Consider the following 19,963-nt stretch of genomic DNA (forward strand, 5'->3'; position numbering starts at 1 on the left):
AGAAAAACAACCCGGCCCGGCAGTAACCGGGCCGTTTTCCATACCCTTCCATCCAGAAGAGAACCAGGAGGAATTATGGGCTGTAAGAAAAAAGCGCTTGCCGCGCTGATCGGCTCTGTCTTTATGGGCGCCACCACGCTGGTGGTGGCCGACCCGAGCGCCATCATGATGGCGAACACCTGTGCCGGATGCCATGGCACCGAGGGCCAGAGCGTTGGCCCTGCCTCGCCCAACCTGGCGGGCATCTCCGAGAGCTACTTCATCGACTCGATGAAGGGCTTCAAAGAGGGCACCCGTGCTGCGACGATCATGGACCGCATCGCGAAGGGCTACAGCGATGCCCAGATCGAGTCGATGGCGGGTTATTTCGCCGGCCTGCCGGTCTACAAGGCCAAGACCATGTACGACGCCGCCAAGGCCAAGGCCGGTGCGGAAGTCTACGACAAGGGCTGCGCGAAGTGTCATGACGAAAATGGCGCGCTGCCGAGCGACGATGCGGGCATCCTGGCGGGCCAATGGCTGCCGTATCTCCAGTACTCGATGGCGGATTTCCAGGGCGATCACCGCGAAATGCCGAAAAAGATGAAGAAGCAGGTCGAGAAGCTCAGTGACGCTGAGATCGAAGCCGTGCTGAACTATTTCGCAAGCCAGCAGTAATCGGGGGGACGACAACAATGGCACATTTCACTCGTAGAAAGTTTCTCCAGGTTACCGGCGGCGCGGTCGCTGCCAGCTCCCTTGGCTTCCCGGCCATCGTCGGTGCGGCCAGCAAGAAGGTCGTCGTGGTCGGCGGCGGCGTCAGTGGCGCCACCGCTGCCAAGTACATCCGCATGGCCGACTCGTCGGTGGAAGTCACGCTGATCGAGCCGAACACCGAGTACTACACCTGCTTCCTGAGCAACGAGGTGTTGTCCGGCCATCGCAAGATGGAGTCGATCAAGGTCACCTATGACGGTCTGAAGGGTCACGGGATCACTGTCGTTCACGACACCGTCACCGACATCGATGCGGCCGGCAAAATGGTCAAGACCGCCGGCGGCAAGACCTTCGCGTACGACCGCTGCATCGTCGGCCCGGGCATCTCGTTCGGCAACAACATCGAGGGCTACGACGAGGCCGCGATGAAGACCATGCCGCATGCCTGGAAGGCCGGCGAACAGACGGTCATCCTGCGCAAGCAGCTCGAGGCGATGCCGGATGGCGGTGTCGTGGCGATTGCCGCGCCGCCGAACCCGTTCCGCTGTCCTCCGGGGCCGTACGAGCGCGCCTGCCAGATCGCGATGTACCTGCGTGCGCACAAACCCAAGTCCAAGCTGATGATCTTCGACGCCAAAGACAAGTTCTCGAAGATGGGGCTGTTCAAGCAGGCGTTCGAACGTCACCACAAGGGCATCATCGAGTGGGTCGGTGCATCCGAGGGCGGCGCCATTACGCGCGTGGATGCGGCGAGCAACACGATGTTCGCAGGCGACACCGCACACAAGGTGGCCGTGGCCAACGTGATCCCGGCACAGAAGGCCGGCGCGATTGCTATCAAGGCAGGCCTGACCAATGAAAGCGGCTGGTGCCCGATCGACGGTCGTACCTTCGAATCCACGATCCACAAGGGTATCCACGTGGTCGGTGACGCTTCGGTCGCCGCACCGCTGCCGAAGTCGGCCTACGCGGCGAACTCGGAGGCCAAGGTCTGTGCGGCGGCGGTCGTCGACATGCTGAACGGCCGCGAGCCGGGCGAACCGGCGTTGGTCAATACCTGCTACTCGGTGGTCGGTCCGAACGACGCGATCTCGGTCGCCAAGGTCTATGACCTGAAGGACGGCAAACTGAACGGGGTCGAAGGCTCCGGTGGCCTGACGTCGCAGGACAGCAGCCCGGAGATGCGCGCCCGCGAGGTCAACTACGCCTACAGCTGGTTCGAAAACATCAAGAACGACAGCTGGGGCTGAGCCACATCGGCGCAAGACCAGATAAAGGGCCCTTCGGGGCCCTTTTTGCTGACTGGCAGTTTGTGAACGCCCCCGGGGTAGAAGCGGTCCGGCGCCTCCCCCGATGGCGACACCGGGGTCAGCGAACCTTGACCTGCAACATCTCGTCGCCGTTTTCGTCGGTCAGATGCACCGCGCAGGCGATGCAGGGATCGAAGCTATGGATGGTCCGCAGGATCTCGACCGGCTGCTTGGGATCGTACAGTTCGTGGTTGTCCTGCAGCGCCGCTTCATACGCGCCCGCCTGGTTTTGCGCGTCGCGCGGGCCCGCATTCCAGGTTGAAGGCACGACCGCCTGGTAGTTGTCGATCTTCTCGTCCTTGATGACGATGTAATGCGCCAGACCGCCGCGCGGCGCCTCCATGAAGCCGACCCCTTTCGCCTCGCTGGGCCAACTGGAGGGCTCCCAAAGCTTTTCGTTGAAGGTACGGGTGTTGCCCGCCTTGATGTTCGCGATCAGGGTATCCATCCACCCCTGCATCTGATCGGCGATCAGTTTGGTCTCGAGCGTCCTGGCCGCCGTACGGCCAAGGGTCGAGAACAGGGCACGCTTGTCCGCACCCAGGGTGGCGAGTGTCGAGTCGACCAGTTCGCGGGTTGCATCGTGACCCTTCGCGTACAGCACCAACACGCGGGCCAGCGGGCCGACCTCCATGGGCTTGCCCTTCCAGCGCGGCGACTTGAGCCACGAGTAACCGTCTTCGACGTTCAACTGCTTGTATGGCGCTTCGGGTCCACCACGCCCCTGGTAATCGAATTTTGTCTCGCCTTTCCACGGGTGCAGGCCTGCATCCTTGCCGTCCTCGTATTCGTACCAGCTGTGCGAGACGAACTCCTGGATCTCCGCATCCGCGCGCATATCGACCTCGTGCACCTCGCTGAGGTTGCGATCCAGTATCGCACCCGGCGGGATCCACCAACTCATCGGGTCGCGCAGATTGGTGCCCGGCTCGGCGGATGGGAAATCGCCGAACACCAGGAAGTTACCCAATCCTTCACCGCGGAAAAACCAGTCCTTGTAGAACCCGGCGACGGCAATGGTGTCGGGCACATAGACCTGGTCCACAAAGGTGCGCATCCGGTCGATCACCGACTGCACCAGCGCGAGTTTCTCGGCATTGATCGCGGAATCCGACTCGAGGTCGATCGGGTTCGGCGTGCCACCGACGAGGAACATCGGGTGCGGATTCTTACCACCGAAGACGGCGTGCAATTTGACCACGTCGCGCTGCCATTCGAGTGCTTCGAGATAGTGGGCAACCGCCATCAGATTGGCCTCGGCGGGCAGTTTGTAGGCCGGGTGTCCCCAGTAGGCCTTCGCAAAGATCCCCAACTGACCGGCATCGACAAACGCCTTGAGCCGTTTCTGCATATCGGCGAAATAACCCGCGGAAGCCTTGGGCCAGTTCGACAGGCTCTGCGCGAGTTCGGCCGTGGCCTTCGGATCGGCACTCAACGCCGAGACGACATCGACCCAGTCCAGCGCGTGCAGATGATAGAAATGCATCACGTGATCGTGCACGTATTGCGCCGCGATCATCAGGTTGCGGATCAGTTGGGCATTCGCCGGAATCTCGTAGTTCAGCGCATCCTCGACCGCGCGGACTGAGGCAACCCCGTGCACCAGGGTGCACACGCCGCAGATACGCTGCGTGAAGGCCCAGGCATCGCGTGGATCACGCCCGCGCATGATGATTTCTATGCCGCGCACCATGGTGCCGGACGAATAAGCGGACTCGATCTGACCGCCATTCATCTGCGCTTCGATGCGCAGATGCCCTTCGATGCGGGTGATTGGATCGACGACAACGCGTTCAGTCATGTTCATTACCCTTGGTTAATCGGTCGGCAGTAAGATTGGTTTCGTCCAACAACGCCCCTTCGCTCACTGCGTCGGCAATGCTTCGGCGACCATCTCGACCAGCGACTCGATTCCCTTGTCCCAGCCGGAGCGCATCTTGCCGTTGAGGAAATTCAGCCGGCAGCTGCCACAGGCGGTCACGACCGAGTCGGCACCGGTCTTTTCGACCTGCCCTATCTTGATCTGAAAGGCTTTCTGGCGAAGATCGGCGGCACTGTTGATCAGGAACACGCCCGCACCCCCCCCGCAGCACCAATTCAGTTCCTTCCCGGATTCGACTTCCCGGAAATCGACGCCAAGAGCATCCAGCACCCAACGGGGTTCGTCGATCACGCCTGAGTGTCGACCGATCTTGCAGGGGTCGTGGTAGGTAACCTTGCGACTGCGGTCGAGCTTGTTCAGTTTCAACCGCCCGGATTTGATCTCGCGCCCGAGATACTCGGAGATCGACAGCACCTCGAACGGCAGTTTGCTGCCATGTTCATTGGCCGCCTCCCAACGCATCGACGGATAGGCGTGACCACACTCCGGAATCAGCACAGTCCGTGCGCCGCAGGCCTTGGCCGCCCTGATGATGCGTTCCGATGCCTCTTTCTGGACGCGCTCATAACCGGAAAGCAAGCCGAAGTTCGCCGCTTCGTAGCCGTCGGAACGCAAAGTCCACTTCACGCCCAGATGATTCATGATCTTTGTGGTGGCAATCAATCCGTCGGTGAACAGGATGATGTCGATCACGCTGGTCGTGACGAGCACATCCGCCTCGTCCTTGTCGAGTGGTATGTCCAGACCGGACTGCTGCAATTTGGCGATGGCATCGCGCATCTGCTGCGGACCGACGCCGAACAGCGATTCGTTGTTGCCCTGCTCCTGTTCCATGGCCATCAGTTCCGGCGGAATTATGCCGGCATTTGCCATGCCCTGGCGCATCACGTTGACCATCCCCGCGATATGGATCCCCATCGGGCAGACCATCGTGCAACGACCACATTCCGTACAGCTGTCGTATACGAGTTCCTGCCACTTGTGCAGGTCCGCGACCGTAATGTCATCGGTGTACAGCCGGTGCAACCAGCGCAACGGAGACAGTTCCCGACGATACACACGCTTGAGCAAATCGAGCTTGCGAATCGGTATGTATTTGGGATCCTCGGTCGACACAAAGTAGTGGCAGGCCGACGCACAATGCCCGCAATGGATGCAGGCCTCCAGATCGACCGCCATGCGACCATCCAGTTTGCGGATGAACGTCTCCTTGGCGACGCTTACCCGCTCCTGGTCGGTCATCTGGGGCGGCTGGGCGTTGTCACCGAGATGCGGCAGCATCTCGGCGAACTGCTTGAACACCTCCATATTGATGCTCATGCCTTGATCCCCCTGCGCTGCAGTGTTGCACCGACCTGGAAACGCGATGGCACCCACCAGATCGCGTGGAACAGCTTGCCGAACGGCAGCCAGACGAGCAGCAGTTCGACGGTCAGGATATGGATAGCCAGAACGGTCTGATAGGGACCCCCGACGTGCGCGTACGCCATCATCCCGGTAAGCACCGGCAACAGGGTGATCAACCAACTCAGGTAGTCATCGACATTGCTGAGTACCTTCAGCACGGGGTTGGTCATACGTCGCACCAGCTGTGCCACCAACGCCGCCATGGTCACCGCCCCGGCGAACATCACGAAGTCATTGGAGATACCGGGCCACGAGATCCCGAACAAGCTGTCGATGAACAGGATGTGCGGAGTGAACAGAAACACGACGATCGCAAGACCGATGTGCATCACGTAGCCCAGCACCACCGCGTACATGGTCGTGGAATGGAACTCCCGGCGCGGAAGCATGCGCGTGAAGACGGTACGCACGCCTCCCGCCACGGTCGCCTCGGAGCGCGGCGTCGACAGGTCCTTCTCGCGACGAAGCAACAATGCGCCCACCAGTCGCCACAGGCTACCGGCGGCGAAGATGATCAGGGCCCATTGAAGCCCCGGTCCACGTGCGAAATCGAGTAGGGTCATACCTCCTCCTTACGATCGGCCTTGGCCTGACGTGCCCGAGATCCCATCGCCGCCGCGATGCCGACGGCCGCACCGACGCCGGCCGCGAGTGCGATACCCTCGGCGGATCCGTATGTCCCCTTCGACAGGGCATCGTAGAAGCCTCCCCTGTCCCAGAACGCCGGTTCGGAACACCCTATGCAGCCATGTCCGGAGCCTATCGGGAAACTGGTTCCCTCGTTCCATTTCGCGGTCGCGCAGGCGTTGTAGGTCACCGGGCCCTTACAGCCCAGCTTGAACAGACACCAGCCCTTGCGAGCGCCTTCGTCGTCGAACGTCTCGGCAAATTCACCGCGCTCGTAGAACGGCCGTCGATAGCAGCGGTCGTGGATGGACTGACCGTAAAACACCTTCGGCCGATTCAGTGCGTCGAGCTCGGGCAGGCGCCCGAAGGTCAGGTAGTGCGCAAGTACGCCGGTGATCACCGTGGGCATCGGAGGACAACCGGGGACGTTCACGATCGGCTTGTCGCCGATGATCTCGGCGACCGATGCAGCCCCCGTCGGATTGGGGGCCGCCATCGGCAGGCCACCGAACGCGGCGCAGGTCCCGACCGAGACGATCGCCGCTGCACCGGCCGCGACCTCTTTGAGCATCGCCAGGTTGGTGATGCCGGCGATCGTCGAATAGATCCCGTCGTCTTTCAGCGGAATGGAACCGTCGACCACCAGCAGGTACTTACCCTGGTTTTCGTGCATCGCCGCCTCGCGGGCCTGTTCGGCGGCTTCACCGGCGGCGGCCTGCAGGGTGTGATGGTAATCCAGGGAGATGTGGTCGAAGATCAGCCCTTCGATCGTCGGCGCATGGCTGCGCGTCAGCGACTCGGTACAACCGGTACATTCCTGAAACGACAACCAGATCACCGAGGGCCGTCTGGCCTGCTCGAGGGCCGCCGCGATCCGCGGGATCATCATCGGTGGCAGGGCCATCATCGAGGCGGTGGCGGCACAGAATTTCATGAAGCCGCGCCGTGACACGCCGCGTTCGCGCAGGCGCTCGGCAAGCGTCGTTTGCTCACTCATTGGGCATCCTCTCTTGGGGCGTCTGAATCGTTCGGGTGGGCGCGGCGCAATGCGGCCAACGCGTCGCTCAGGTCGTCGCGCGGAGTCTGGAGTATCTCTGGAATCATCGCGATCTCGATGTGCAGGGTCAGGCGCCGCTGTTGCGCATCCTGGTGCTCGACCAGCCAGACACCCGAATACCCGGTTTCCTGGATCAGCGTGGGTCCTAATGCCTCCAACCGGGCGCTGACCTCCCCGGTACCCAATTGTTCGCGCAACTGGCGCTCATCCTGCTCGCTGAAAGGCATCGCGGCCAGATCGATGATCGTCGGTTCGCCGCGCTCGATCAGGTCGGAAAGCGCCTGCTCAACCTGCAGCAGCACGGGACGCAGATTGTCGGTCGCGTATCCGACGTCCGCACCGCCCTCGACCCTAACCGGGATCGAATCCAGACCACCCATGCCAGTCCGCTTTTTCCAATTTGGTCATTCCAATTTAAACGATGAACGCCATCCCGTTATGACCTGGGTCAAACCGTGCGACTTTATTGGGTGAATCTGTCGTCAGCGCCAGCGAAGTGCCAGCGCCAGCGCCATCTGCGCCGCCGGCGCCACCTGCGCGGCGACCACCGGACTCGGCGCGTCACCCCAACCGAGCGACTCGGGTTCGACGCCGATCAGTGCGCGGTGGCGCGGAAAGGTCTCGGTCAGACGGGCGATATCGAACAGGTCCATCAGCCCCACCTCGTGGACGCTGGCGCGGCTGCCGGTCAGGTAGCGATCCATCGCGTCACCCTCGAGGCGGCGAAGCGTGCCGGCCGGCTCGCCGAAACGCGCGGCGTCGACGACGACCAGGTTGTCGTGTTCGGCAATCGCCTCGGCAAGCGTGAAACTCAAGGTGCCGCCATCGAGGTAGGTCACGCCCTGTTCGCTCGCGTGGAACCGCGCTAGGTGCTGCACGACGTGGACACCGAAGCCCTCGTCGGTCAGGAGATTATTCCCGATCCCAAGAATCAGGGTGGTTCGCAATGTCCGCTCTCCGCCGCTTAACCAGACCGCTCAATGCGGTTAAAGTAGCCAATATGTGTCTTGGCATCCCAATGGAAATCATACAGGTCGACGGCTTCACCGCGCATTGCGCGGCCAAAGGTGTCGAACGCGACGTGAGTCTGTTCATGCTGCAGCACGAACCGCTGCAGTCTGGCGACTTCGTCATCGTGCACCTTGGCTACGCGATCCAGAAGGTGTCTGCCGAAGACGCTGCCGCGGCCTGGGAAGTCTACGACGAAATGCTCGCCCTGGACGGTACACCGCCCCGCTGAATCCAGGTCCCGGTAAGGTGCCCGTTCGGGTAGCCACCCTGTGCAAACGCAAAACCATAGCCCAAAGGCGAAAAATGAGCGACGAGCGCCAGTTCCTACCCCTCAACATTGCATTGATGACGGTCTCCGACACCCGCACGGCGGCTGACGACAAATCCGGCGGCATGTTGCACCGCCTGGTCGGCGAAGCGGGCCATAAGGTGCACGAGCAATGTATCGTCGCCGACGACGTGTACCAGATCCGCGCGGCGGTCTCGCGCTGGATCGCGGATGACGCGGTGCAGACGGTGATCACCACCGGCGGCACCGGAATCACCGGGCGCGACGGCACGCCGGAAGCGGTCGCCCCGCTGCTGGACAAGGTGATCGACGGATTCGGAGAGATGTTCCGGGTACTTTCGTACGAGACGATCGGAACCTCGACGTTGCAGTCGCGCGCGCTGGCCGGCGTCGCGAACGGTACATTCGTATTCTGTCTGCCCGGATCCACCGGGGCATGCAAGGACGGATGGACCAAGTTGATCGCACAACAGCTCGACTACCGGACCCGGCCCTGCAATCTGGTCGAACTGATGCCGCGCCTGCTGGAGCGCTGAATGCGTCAGCGACGATAGGCCTTGTCGATCGACTCACACGTCAGCACCCCGTAGATCCGATGGATACCGGGGGCGGTCATGCGCCGCACGAGGAGGACTTCGGCACCACTGTCTTCGAACTGCTTGCGTGCCTCGTGCAGGTTCGCATGCAGTTCGATCACCGCCGCCTGCAAACGGGTGCCCGGTATCTCGGCGAGATCGATCGGATCGGCTTCCGCTGCGGCAGCGCCCGCCGGATCCGCGGCGTCCAGGCGCCGCGCAAGGTCCGCCGCCGGCATCACCACCTGCTGCCCCGGTGCCTGGTCGACGACCAGGAATACCGGCCCGGCACGCAGCGCGTCGCGCGCCTCTTCGACCGACACGACGCCATCGACCCGCAGGAAGGCACGCTCCATCACACTCGCGACGCCAATCCTGCGCAGCGCCTGCGATAGCGGACTCGCCGAGTAGTCCAGACCGCCGGCGCGCAGCATCGTGAGAAACAGGGAGTCTTTGCCAAAGGCCTCGCTGGCAGTGATCCCCGCGACCACCACTGCAAGCATACCGGGCATGATGATCGCCGGGTTGTCGGTCAGTTCGAGCATCGCCGTGAGTGCGGCAAGCGGCGCCTGCAGACTGCCGGACATCATCGCGCCCATCCCCAACAGCGCAAAGAAACCGACCTTGCTCTCCATACCGAATGACCCCAACGCAGCCAGTTCCGCGACCAGCGCACCGAGCATCGCACCGATGAACAGGGTCGGTCCGATCACGCCACCGGGAACGCCCAGCCCGATACACAGCGAGGTGGCAAGGACCTTGCCCACGAGCAACGCGAACAACAGGCCCAGGGCGATCTCGCCATGCAGCGCCAGGTCGACCGAGTCATAGCCAATACCCATCACGCCGGGCAGGAAGAGCGCAACCCCGCCGACCATGCCACCCGCCAGCAGCATCCTCCACTCGATCGCCAAGGATCGGCCACGCGCGGCCACCGACTGCACCGCCTGGATGAATACCGCGGATACCGCACCGGCAGCGACGCCCAGAAACAGCACCAGCAACAACTCGGTCAGCGACTGCATCTGCATCACCGGCACAACGAACGACGCCCGGTCACCAAGCACCATATTGGACAGCGTGGTTGCGCTGACCGCGGCCAGGATCACCGGGATAAAGCTGGCCACGGTGTATTCCATCATCACCACCTCGAGCGCAAATATGACGCCAGCCAGAGGGGTATTGAACGAGGCGGCGATGCCGGCTGCAGTACCGCAGCCGACCAGTGCGCGGATCACATTGTTCGGTAGCTCCAGGCTCTGACCGAGCAGACTGCCCGACGATGCCCCGAGGAAGATGTGCGGCCCCTCGCGTCCCACCGAATGCCCGCCGATGATCGCGAGCGCAGCACCGAAAAACTGCAAGAGAAAGGCACGAACGGTACATCGCCCCTGGTGGTAGGCCATGCGTTCCATGACACGCGCGACACCAAGCACCTGGATGCCCGCTGCGAACCATCGAAACATTGCTGCCAGCAGCAGCGCCGCCACAACCGGAAAGACGATACGTGCCGCCAGCGGCAACGCTTCGTAGTTCTCCGGCCCATCGCCGGGCAACAGCGCGTCCTGAGTACCTTCGACAAACAAGCGGAACAATACGATCACCCCGCCGGCGATCAACCCGGTAAACAGACCCAGCCCTGCCAATGGCAGCAGCGCATCAGGCCGAGCAAGCCGGATGCGGGTCTCGTCCAGGCGTTCACTCCATGCCCTGCGAAATCTGTCTAGATGCGGTCCAATCATGGTCGCCTATTTCGTTGATGGGTCAGCGCAATTCGCCAATTTCCGCACGCGATGGGTGGAAAAGCTGCGAACGAGCGTGATCAGGTCTAGAATCCCACGATATTGCAGACCACCCAAGCCGTTCGTTCACGAACAGTTTGTCACAGGCTGGTCACCGGACATGAAGTCGTCGTAACCTCGTAAGCGGCGAAACGTGCCCTTTAGGACAAAACTGAACAACAACAAGATCACCCATCGATCTTCGGAAAGATCGGAACCCAGGAGGAAGCATTCATGCTCGCAAGACACACTCTCTTCGGTGCCGCACTGGTGGCAACACTCGGACTCGGTAGCACATCGGCTGCTATCGCCAATTCCTTTATCACGATTGGTACGGGCGGCGTGACCGGAGTCTATTACCCGACCGGTGGCGCCATCTGTCGCCTGGTGAACAAAGGGCGAAAGGAACATGGCATCCGTTGCTCCGTGGAATCGACCGGCGGCTCCGTATACAACCTCAACACGATTCGCGCCGGTGAGCTCGATATGGGCGTCGCGCAGTCCGACTGGCAATATCACGCTTACCACGGTACCGACAAGTTCGCCGAACAGGGCCCCAACAAGGACCTGCGTGCCGTGTTCTCGGTGCATGCCGAGCCGTTCACCGTGGTCGCACGCAAGGACTCCGGCATCAAGACGTTCGATGACCTGAAAGGCAAGCGGGTGAACATCGGAAATCCCGGTTCGGGCCAGCGTGGCACCATGGAAGTGGTCATGAACTCGAAGGGCTGGACCAACGATGACTTCACCCTCGTCTCAGAACTGAAGGCGGCAGAGCAATCGCAGGCGCTGTGCGACAACAAGATCGACGCCATGGTCTACGTCGTTGGACATCCGAACGGCTCGATCAAGGAAGCCACCACCTCGTGTGACACCGTGCTGGTACCGGTCGACGGCCCGGTGATCGACAAACTGGTCGCCGACAACCCCTATTACCGCAAAGCGGTGATCCCGGGTGGCATGTACAGCGGCACCGACCAGGACGTACCGACCTTCGGCGTCGGCGCGACCTTCGTCTCGTCCACCAACACCCCGGGCGACACCGTTTATCAAGTGGTCAAAGCGGTATTCGAGAACTTCGATGACTTCCGCAAGCTGCATCCGGCGTTCGCCAACCTCAAGAAGGAAGAGATGGTCAAGGACGGTCTCTCGGCTCCGCTGCACGATGGCGCGGCCAAGTACTACAAGGAAGCCGGCCTGATGTAGGCACCGGTGGCCACCGCCGGCCGGCCCCTGGCGGCCGGCGGTGGCCCTGATCCCCAAGTCCCGGCCGGCGTTTCCCATGGCCGGGGCGCGTTGTGCATACGCGCGTCCGGGTACGCGCCGGGAGGGAGCAGTGACCGAACAAAACAAGAATGCCGAGACCGTCAGCGCCGAGGATCTGGTTGCCCAGGTCGACACCGGTGCACGACACCCTCACGGCATACCCGGCAAAGTCCTGTTCGGTGTCCCGGTGGCGTGGTCGCTGTTCCAGCTGTGGTACGCGTCGCCACTACCGTTTCTGCTGGGCTTCGGGGTTTTCAACAACACCGAGGCACGTTCGATCCATCTGGCGTTCGCGATCTTTCTCGCATTCACCGCCTATCCGGCGTTCAAACGTTCGCCGCGCGACCATATACCGATTCAGGATTGGATTTTCGCGGCGCTCGGCGCATTCAGTGCCGCCTACATTTTTTTGTTCTACTCTGAGCTGGCCAGCCGTTCCGGGGCCCCGACGACCTACGACCTGGTAGTCGCGGTGATCGGCATGCTGCTGCTGCTCGAGGCCACGCGCCGTGCTCTCGGCCCGCCACTGATGATTGTCGCGATCGTCTTTCTCGCGTACACCTTCGGTGGCCCCTACATGCCGGATGTCATCGCGCACAAAGGACAGAGTCTGCACAAGGTGATGTCGCACCAGTGGCTGACCACCGAAGGCGTCTTCGGTATTGCGCTCGGGGTATCGACCAGCTTCGTGTTCCTCTTCGTCCTGTTCGGCGCGTTGCTCGAGCAGGCAGGTGCCGGCAACTACTTCATCAAGGTCGCCTTTGCGCTCCTCGGGCACATGAAGGGCGGTCCGGCGAAAGCCGCCATCGTCGCCTCGGCAACGACCGGCCTGATTTCGGGCTCGTCGATCGCCAACGTGGCAACCACCGGGACCTTCACGATTCCGCTGATGAAACGCGTTGGCTTTCCGGGCACCAAGGCAGGTGCCGTCGAAGTCGCCGGCTCCACCAACGGACAACTGACCCCGCCGGTCATGGGCGCCGCCGCGTTTCTGATGATCGAGTACGTCGGTATCTCGTATCTCGAGGTGATCAAACACGCAATCCTGCCTGCGGTGATCTCGTACATCGCACTGGTTTACATCGTCCATCTCGAGGCGTTGAAGGCCAACATGCAGGGGCTGCCAAAGCGCCACAACACCACGCTGGCGCAAAAGCTGATGACCTTCGCGATGGTCGTCGTCGGCATCTGCGTGATCGGTCTCGGGGTGTACTACGGAATCGGCTGGATCAAGGACGTCGCGGGCGGTGCGGCAATCTACATCGTCGCCGTGCTGATCGGGGTCGCCTACATCGGATTGCTCTGGTACGCGACCCGCTACCCTGAACTGGAGATGGACGATCCGAATGACCCGGTCATCGAGCTTCCGGAGACCGGCCCGACCGTGAAGGCCGGCCTGTATTTCCTGTTGCCGATCGTCGTGCTGATGTGGTGTCTGATCGTCGAGCGTTTCTCGCCTGGCCTGTCGGCATTCTGGGCGACCGTGCTGATGATCTTCATCGTGTTGACCCAGCGACCGTTGCTGGCATTCTTCCGCGGACTGGACAGCGCCGGGCAGTTGCGGCGCGGCTGGACCGAGTGCGTCGACGGCCTCGGCCACGGCGCACGCAACATGATCGGTATCGGTGTCGCTACCGCCGCAGCCGGGATCATCGTCGGCACCATCACGCTGACCGGTATCGGCCAGGTGATGATCGAATTCGTCGAGTTCATCTCCGGCGGCAACCTGATGGCCGCACTGATCTTCACCGCGGCCATCTGCATCGTGCTCGGCATGGGATTGCCGACGACCGCGAACTACATCGTGGTTTCGAGTCTGATGGCGCCGGTGGTCGTTTCACTGGCGGCCAGCAACGGGCTGATCGTGCCCCTGATCGCGGTGCACATGTTCGTGTTCTATTTCGGCATACTCGCGGACGATACCCCACCGGTCGGACTCGCGGCATTCGCGGCCGCGGCGATCGCCAAGAGCGACCCGATCAAGACCGGCATACAGGGTTTCATGTACGACATCCGCACTGCAATTCTGCCGTTCCTGTTCATTTTCAACACCGAACTGTTGCTGATCGGCATCGCGAACTGGTTCGAGTTGATCGTGGTGATTGTCGGGGCCACAGTGGCAATGCTGCTGTTTGCCGCCGCGACGCAGGGCTACTGGCTGGTGCGCAGCCGCCTGTGGGAGTCGCTGGCGCTGCTGCTGGTCGCGTTCACGCTGTTCCGCCCGGGATTCTGGTGGGACGAAATCTTCCCGCCGACCGAATCCGTCGCCGCCACCGAGATCGTGCAGCGTGCCGGCAAGGTCCCGGCAAACGGTAAGCTGGCGATGGAGGTCCAGGGCGAGACACTCGACGGCAAGTTCGTGCAGAAGCTCGTGCTGCTGCCACTCGGGGACGCCGGAGATGGCGAGGAGCGCCTGCGCGCTGCCGGTCTCGAGGTGCGCATCGAAGACGACAAGGTGTTTGCCGACAACATCGTATTCGGCAGCGAAGCCGAACAGGTCGGACTGGATTTCGACTGGCAGATCGTCAGGCTTCAGACGGAGGCCGACCGGCCGCCAAAGCACCTGATGTTCATCCCGGCGTTGGCACTGCTCGCCCTGGTCGCCTGGTTGCAGCGGCGGCGCAGGGAACCGCCCCTGACCGCCCCACAAACCGCCTGATCCGGAGGCAATCAATGTTCAAACAGATCCTCGTCCCGATCGACCTCGAAGAGACCGAATTGAGTGGGCGGGCGATCGCCGTTGCCGAAGACCTTGCCGCCCACTACGGCGCCCAGCTCACGGCGCTCACCGTTATCCCCGACTTCAGCAACGCGATGGTTGCGAGCTACTTTCCGGAAGACGCGATAAAAAAGGCGCACGATGAGATCTGCGGCGAACTGCGCAAATTCGTCGACCAAAGGTTCAAAAATCCAACCAAGGTGTACTGCGCGGTGGGTGAAGGCAGCCCGCGCAAGGTCATCGTTCGCCACGTGAAGGAACATAGCATCGACCTGGTCGTGATGCCGGCACGCAAGACCGACATCAGCAAGATGTTTCTCGGTTCGAACAGTTCGCACGTGGTCGACCACGCGCGTTGCTCGGTGCTCGTGGTGAAAAACTGAGTACCCACGGGGACCCGCCGGCAAGACCCGGACGCAGAGGGGCGCAAGCGGCCCAGGAATACCGCCGGCCGCTCAGCCTGCGTGGACGTCTCCGGATGCCGGCAGCAACTCACCGACACCGGCCACGACCAGCGACAGCACTGCGAAATCGAACACATTCCCCGCTTTGAACTCGCCGATGATCTGCTCGTGACGCTCGAGCATCGCGTGGTTTTCGTACGTCCAGTGTTCCAGGATGCCGCGCGGACTCCGTTCCCGCTTGCGCGAACGCAGCACTTCGGCGGTGAGGTCGCGGTGATGCCGGTTGAGCGCTGCCTGCAGCTTGGTTCGCGCCAGCAGGTGCCAGTGGGTCTGCACCGAAAGCGCGGTGATCTGCCTCGCAATCCACTCCAGTTCCAGGGTGTGGTTCAGCGCTGAATGTACCCAGGCAGCGGCGGCTATGTCCGTCTGGGTGGCATGTGCAACCGCGACAATGTCCAGCGCCGAGGCCATCGGCACCAGGTTAGAGACGCTCTGCGCCAGTTCCCGCGGCACACCGGCGCGCGTCAGGCGGCGAACCCGGCGTTCGAATTCCGCCTTGTCCTGCGCTGCCAGCGGCCTGGGCATGGCATCCCAGAGTTCCGTGGCACCGGCCCGAAACCGCTCGGTCAATGCCTGCATGTCGAGACAGGCCTTGAACGATCTGAGTACCGAGGTCAGCACCTGTTCCAGGAACTCGCCGATGTTCGCGAGCATTTCGATCTGCACCGCGGCCGATACCTGGTTGTCGAGTTCCTCAACCCGGCGCCACAGGCTGTCCGTGTCGAAGATTGCGCAGGCAATCAGGTAGGCGCGTACCACGCCGGCAATATCGGTACCGACCTCTTCTCGCACGCGGAATCCAATCCCGGGACCTACATGATCGACGAGGCTGCCGGCGACCGCGGTCGCGACGATCTCCCGCCGCAGACGATGTTCGGCAATCTCGCCGGCGAACTGCTCACCCAGCCGCTTCGGGAAATAGCCGATCAGGCGGTCTAGCACGAAAGGGTCGTCGGGAATGTCCGATTCGACCACCGCCTCGAAGTAATTCATCTTACTGTAGGCAAGCAACACCGCGATCTCGGGTTTGCTCAGACCCTGACCCAGCGCGAGCCGTTCGGTCAGCGCCTTTTTGTCCGGCAGTCCCTCTAGTTGACGATTGAAACCGCCTTTTTGCTCCAGCAGATCCATGAACCGCGCCTGCTCGTACATGCGCTGTACGCCACCGGCGTTCACGATGCTGATGATCTGCGTCTGTGCATAGTTGTCGGCGAGTACCAGGCCGGCGACCTCGTCGGTCATATCGACCAATAGCTGGTTGCGCTGTTTGCTGGTCAGGTCGCCGTCGGTGACGATCTTGTCGAGCAGGATCTTGATATTGACCTCGTGGTCGGAACAGTCGACGCCCCCGGAATTGTCGATCGCGTCGGTGTAGACCTGTCCGCCCTGCAATGCGAACTCGACCCGGGCGAGCTGCGTGAAGCCAAGATTGCCGCCCTCGCCGACCACCCGGCACCGCAGTTCTGGTGCGTCGACACGTACTGCGTCGTTGGCCTTGTCGCGCGCCTGTTCGTGGCTCTCGGTGGTGGCCTTCACATAGGTACCGATACCACCGTTCCACAGCAGATCGACCGGTGATCTGAGCATCGCCCGGATCAATTCGTTCGGTGGCAGTCGCGTGGCCTTCACGCCGAGCAGCCGCTGTACTTCGGATGTGATCGGCACCGATTTGGCGTCGCGCGCATACACGCCGCCGCCGGCCGAAATGAGGCTGCGATCGTAGTCCGACCATGCCGAGCGCGGAAGCCCGAACAGCCGACTGCGTTCTGCGAACGAAGTCGCCGGATCGGGATCGGGATCGAGAAAGATGTGGAGGTGATTGAACGCGCCGACCAGCCTGATGTGCGGGGAGAGCAGCATGCCGTTGCCGAATACGTCACCCGACATGTCGCCGATACCGATCACACTGAACGGCGTCGCCTGGGTATCGAGACCGAGTTCGCGGAAACTGCGTTTTACCGATTCCCAGGCGCCGCGCGCGGTGATCCCCATCGCCTTGTGGTCGTAACCGGCCGACCCTCCGGAGGCAAACGCGTCACCCAACCAGAATCCGTATTCGGCAGCGACCTGGTTGGCGATATCCGAGAATGTTGCCGTGCCTTTGTCGGCCGCCACCACCAGGTAGGGGTCGTCGCCGTCGCATCGCTTCACGTCCGGTGGCGGGACCAACTCCCGCCCGACCAGGTTGTCCGTCAGGTCGAGCATGCCGCGCAGCAGGGTACGATAGGCCGTGATCCCCTTCTGCATGCGTTGCTCCCGGTCATCCGAGGCGAGCGCGTTCTTGACCACGAAGCCGCCTTTCGAACCGACCGGCACGATCACGGCGTTCTTGACCATCTGGGCCTTCATCAGCCCGAGCACCTCGGTGCGATAGTCCTCCATCCGATCGGACCAGCGCAGACCACCGCGCGCCACCGGACCACCGCGCAAGTGGACCCCCTCCATGTGCGCCGCGAACACGAACACTTCGTACATCGGCATCGGTAGCGGCATGCCGTCGACATGCCGTGGATCGATCTTCAACGAAAGGTAGGGTCTGCCTGCCGCACCATCCCACTGCCGGTAGAAATTGGTGCGCAGGGTCGAGCGGATCAGATTCAGGAAGCTGCGCAGGATGCGGTCCTCGTCGAGGCTGCTCACCTGCTCCAGGAGCGACTCGAACTGTTTGACGGCGGCTTCCTCTTCGCTGGCGGTCGAACCGGCGCCGGGGGAGAAACGCAATTGGAACAACCGAAACAACAACTGCACCACCTGCGGATGCCGGTTCAGGACGGCGACCGAATAGGCCTGGGTGTATGGCACCTTGATCTGATGCTGATAGCGGCTGTATGCGCGAAACAACAGCGCCTCCCTCCAGGAAAGGCCGGCGCGCAACACCAGTCCGTTGAAACCGTCATTGTCGACATCGCCTTCCCACACGCGGTGGAATGTGTCCACGAACAACTTTCGGACATCGTCCGAGACCTCCTCGTTGCCGGTCGCGTTACGGGTGGCAAAATCGTGGATCCAAACCGCACCGGCCGGATGCCGAACGCGGTAGGGACGCTCACCGTAGACACTCAATCCCATGTGTTCGAGGATCGGGATCACCTGCGACAGCGAGAGCGGGTCTTCGAGCGCATAGATGCGCACGTGCAGTTGCTCGACGCTTTCTGTCGCCGGATGGTAGAGATGCAGCTCGATCCTGCCGGTGGCGCGTGCCTGTTCGATTCGTTGGATGTCGCTGACCGCTATGCGCGGATGAAAATCCTCGCGGTAGCCGCCCGGGAACGCCTGTGCGTAGTCGCGCAGATAGCGTGCCGCCAAGGTCTCGTCCACCTGCCCGAACAACGCCGTCCGCAGTCCGTCCTGCCAGGTCGTCGATACCTCAACCACCCGCGTTTCGAGCTCTTCGAGGTCGAACTCGGGCTCGCTGCCGGGCGGTATGCGCACGACAAAGTGGACACGTGCCAGAATCGACTCCGAGAACTGCGTCTCGAACACCACATCGGTCCCTCCGAGCGCCTCGACCAGGATCGACTGGATCGCGATCCGCACCTCGCGGCTGTAGCGCTCGCGCGGCAGATACACCAGGCAGGTATAAAATCGGCCGAACGGCTCGCGCACCATGAACAGACGGGTACGTTGACGTTCCTGCAGGCTGAGGACGCCGAGCGTCGTTTCCAGCAGATCGGATGCGCCTATCTGGAACAGCGTGTCGCGCGGAAAGTTATCCAGGATGTTCGCGATCACCCGACCCGAGTGGCTTTTGGGTGCGACCTGGGCGCCGCTGAACACCCTCTCGACCTTTTGACGCAGGATCGGTATCTGTCGCGGCGGCGTGTTGTAAGCAGCCGACGAGAACAGCCCGATCAGGCAGTGCAGACCGATCACCTCACCCTGAGCATCTCGCCGCTTGATCGCGACACAGTCCATGTACGCCGGACGGTGCACCGTCGAACGTGCGTTGGCCTTGGTGACGATCAACTCCTCGACGGACGCCGACAGGTCGACCGCGAGACCCGATATCCACTGGCCGGCAAGGTCGCGCGCTCCGTCCCCGACGCGCAGCACGCCCAAGCCGGACCCGTCGACGAGCGTCAGGTGCTGCGGCCCCTGGTCATCGGTCGCGTCGAAAGTACAGGCCGCGATGAACAGGAAGTGGTCGTTGATCATCCAGTTGAGGAATGCGCGCGCCTCGTCCAGCTCTTCCGGCGACACGGCGTCTCGTGGCGATTCGAGTTCGCACTGCAACTGCTCCGCAAGGCGACGCATCTTCAGCCAATCGGAGGTCGCCCGGGTGACGTCACCGATGACCTGCGAGACCAGCGTCTGCAGCTCGCCCAACATCTCCTGCGGCTGCCGGTCCAGATGCATCTGGATGACCGCCTCGGCAGTACTCATCTCGTCGGCGGCATTGACGTCGTACACCGCATTGAGATGTCCGCTGCTGTCGCGGCTGACGCCGAACACGGGATGGATGGTGAGATGAATCGTCAGATGCCGCCGGTTCAGCGCCGCCGAAACCGAATCGACCAGAAACGGCATGTCCGGTGCCACGATCTCGACGATCGTGTCGTCACTGCGCCAACCATTTTCTTCCTGGTCGGGGTTGTACACCCTGACGATCGCCTCGTCCGGCCGGCGACGCTGCATCAGGCGCCATTGCGAGATCAGCGCCCCGAGCAGATCCTGAGGGTCGTGCTCCGCGAGGTCACCCGGTGCAATATGGCGAAAGTAGATCTGCAGGAGACGCTCGATCTGTTCCGCCTCGAACGGCTGCGTACCCTCCGGAGGCTGGGTCGCCAGCAACTTGCCCAGTGTGCGTATCAGGCGCCTGCCATCCGCCTTCGCCATATATACCCCGAACCTGTGTAGAGACCTCACTTAAGCGTAGCCA

Annotated in this window: 15 protein-coding genes; 7 read left to right on the forward strand and 8 right to left on the reverse strand. The window is 62.2% G+C overall.

What is annotated here, in order from left to right; genetic code table 11:
* Positions 1 to 75 precede the first annotated feature (75 nt).
* Positions 76 to 657, forward strand: a complete 582-nt coding sequence (locus H6955_02430; GenBank protein ID MCP5312383.1) for a c-type cytochrome — start codon at positions 76 to 78, stop codon at positions 655 to 657.
* A 17-nt stretch (positions 658 to 674) separates the two neighbouring features.
* Positions 675 to 1,946 (forward strand): FAD-dependent oxidoreductase, encoded by a 1,272-nt coding sequence (locus tag H6955_02435; GenBank protein ID MCP5312384.1) that lies wholly within the window; start codon positions 675 to 677, stop codon positions 1,944 to 1,946.
* A gap of 118 nt (positions 1,947 to 2,064) precedes the next feature.
* Here H6955_02435 and H6955_02440 read toward each other — a convergent pair whose 3' ends face one another.
* From H6955_02440 to H6955_02465, 6 genes are all read right to left on the reverse strand, one after another.
* The gene (locus H6955_02440; GenBank protein ID MCP5312385.1) at positions 2,065 to 3,807 is read right to left on the reverse strand and encodes a nickel-dependent hydrogenase large subunit; all 1,743 of its coding nucleotides are present in this window, start codon (positions 3,805 to 3,807) and stop codon (positions 2,065 to 2,067) included.
* Between the two features lie 63 nt (positions 3,808 to 3,870).
* Positions 3,871 to 5,208 (reverse strand): (Fe-S)-binding protein, encoded by a 1,338-nt coding sequence (locus H6955_02445; GenBank protein MCP5312386.1) that lies wholly within the window; start codon positions 5,206 to 5,208, stop codon positions 3,871 to 3,873.
* The gene (locus tag H6955_02450; protein ID MCP5312387.1) at positions 5,205 to 5,858 is read right to left on the reverse strand and encodes a nitrate reductase; all 654 of its coding nucleotides are present in this window, start codon (positions 5,856 to 5,858) and stop codon (positions 5,205 to 5,207) included. Before H6955_02450 ends, H6955_02445 begins: the two co-directional genes overlap by 4 nt.
* A complete protein-coding gene (locus H6955_02455) occupies positions 5,855 to 6,919 on the reverse strand; it encodes a hydrogenase small subunit (protein ID MCP5312388.1) in 1,065 nt (354 codons plus the stop codon). Before H6955_02455 ends, H6955_02450 begins: the two co-directional genes overlap by 4 nt.
* On the reverse strand, positions 6,916 to 7,359 hold the full coding sequence (locus H6955_02460) for a hydrogenase expression/formation protein (GenBank protein ID MCP5312389.1): 444 nt from the start codon (positions 7,357 to 7,359) through the stop codon (positions 6,916 to 6,918). The genes H6955_02455 and H6955_02460 overlap by 4 nt, the downstream gene beginning before the upstream one ends.
* 102 nt (positions 7,360 to 7,461) lie before the next feature.
* A complete protein-coding gene (locus H6955_02465; GenBank protein MCP5312390.1) occupies positions 7,462 to 7,926 on the reverse strand; it encodes a HyaD/HybD family hydrogenase maturation endopeptidase in 465 nt (154 codons plus the stop codon).
* Positions 7,927 to 7,979: 53 nt separating this feature from the next.
* Between H6955_02465 and H6955_02470 the strand changes: the two genes are divergently transcribed.
* A complete protein-coding gene (locus tag H6955_02470; GenBank protein MCP5312391.1) occupies positions 7,980 to 8,219 on the forward strand; it encodes a HypC/HybG/HupF family hydrogenase formation chaperone in 240 nt (79 codons plus the stop codon).
* 74 nt (positions 8,220 to 8,293) lie between these two features.
* Positions 8,294 to 8,815 carry a molybdenum cofactor biosynthesis protein B gene (moaB, locus tag H6955_02475; GenBank protein ID MCP5312392.1) on the forward strand — a complete coding sequence of 174 codons (522 nt, stop codon included), beginning with the start codon at positions 8,294 to 8,296 and terminating at the stop codon, positions 8,813 to 8,815.
* A gap of 5 nt (positions 8,816 to 8,820) precedes the next feature.
* Here moaB and H6955_02480 read toward each other — a convergent pair whose 3' ends face one another.
* Positions 8,821 to 10,596 carry a chloride channel protein gene (locus H6955_02480; GenBank protein MCP5312393.1) on the reverse strand — a complete coding sequence of 592 codons (1,776 nt, stop codon included), beginning with the start codon at positions 10,594 to 10,596 and terminating at the stop codon, positions 8,821 to 8,823.
* A gap of 273 nt (positions 10,597 to 10,869) precedes the next feature.
* On the opposite strand from H6955_02480, the gene H6955_02485 reads away from it, so the two are divergent.
* The 3 genes from H6955_02485 to H6955_02495 all read left to right on the forward strand — a co-directional run bounded on the left by H6955_02485 (position 10,870) and on the right by H6955_02495 (position 15,003).
* Entirely contained in the window at positions 10,870 to 11,841 is a 972-nt protein-coding gene (locus H6955_02485) for a TAXI family TRAP transporter solute-binding subunit (protein MCP5312394.1), read from the forward strand.
* A 76-nt stretch (positions 11,842 to 11,917) separates the two neighbouring features.
* Complete coding sequence (locus H6955_02490) at positions 11,918 to 14,560, forward strand: TRAP transporter permease (GenBank protein MCP5312395.1); 2,643 nt, start codon at positions 11,918 to 11,920, stop codon at positions 14,558 to 14,560.
* Between the two features lie 14 nt (positions 14,561 to 14,574).
* Positions 14,575 to 15,003 carry a universal stress protein gene (locus tag H6955_02495; GenBank protein ID MCP5312396.1) on the forward strand — a complete coding sequence of 143 codons (429 nt, stop codon included), beginning with the start codon at positions 14,575 to 14,577 and terminating at the stop codon, positions 15,001 to 15,003.
* A gap of 72 nt (positions 15,004 to 15,075) precedes the next feature.
* Here the strand turns inward: H6955_02495 and H6955_02500 are convergent, their stop codons facing one another.
* Positions 15,076 to 19,920, reverse strand: a complete 4,845-nt coding sequence (locus H6955_02500) for an NAD-glutamate dehydrogenase (protein MCP5312397.1) — start codon at positions 19,918 to 19,920, stop codon at positions 15,076 to 15,078.
* Positions 19,921 to 19,963 lie beyond the last annotated feature (43 nt).

Source organism: Chromatiaceae bacterium (assembly GCA_024235395.1).
Classification (GTDB): domain Bacteria; phylum Pseudomonadota; class Gammaproteobacteria; order Chromatiales; family Chromatiaceae; genus Thiosocius.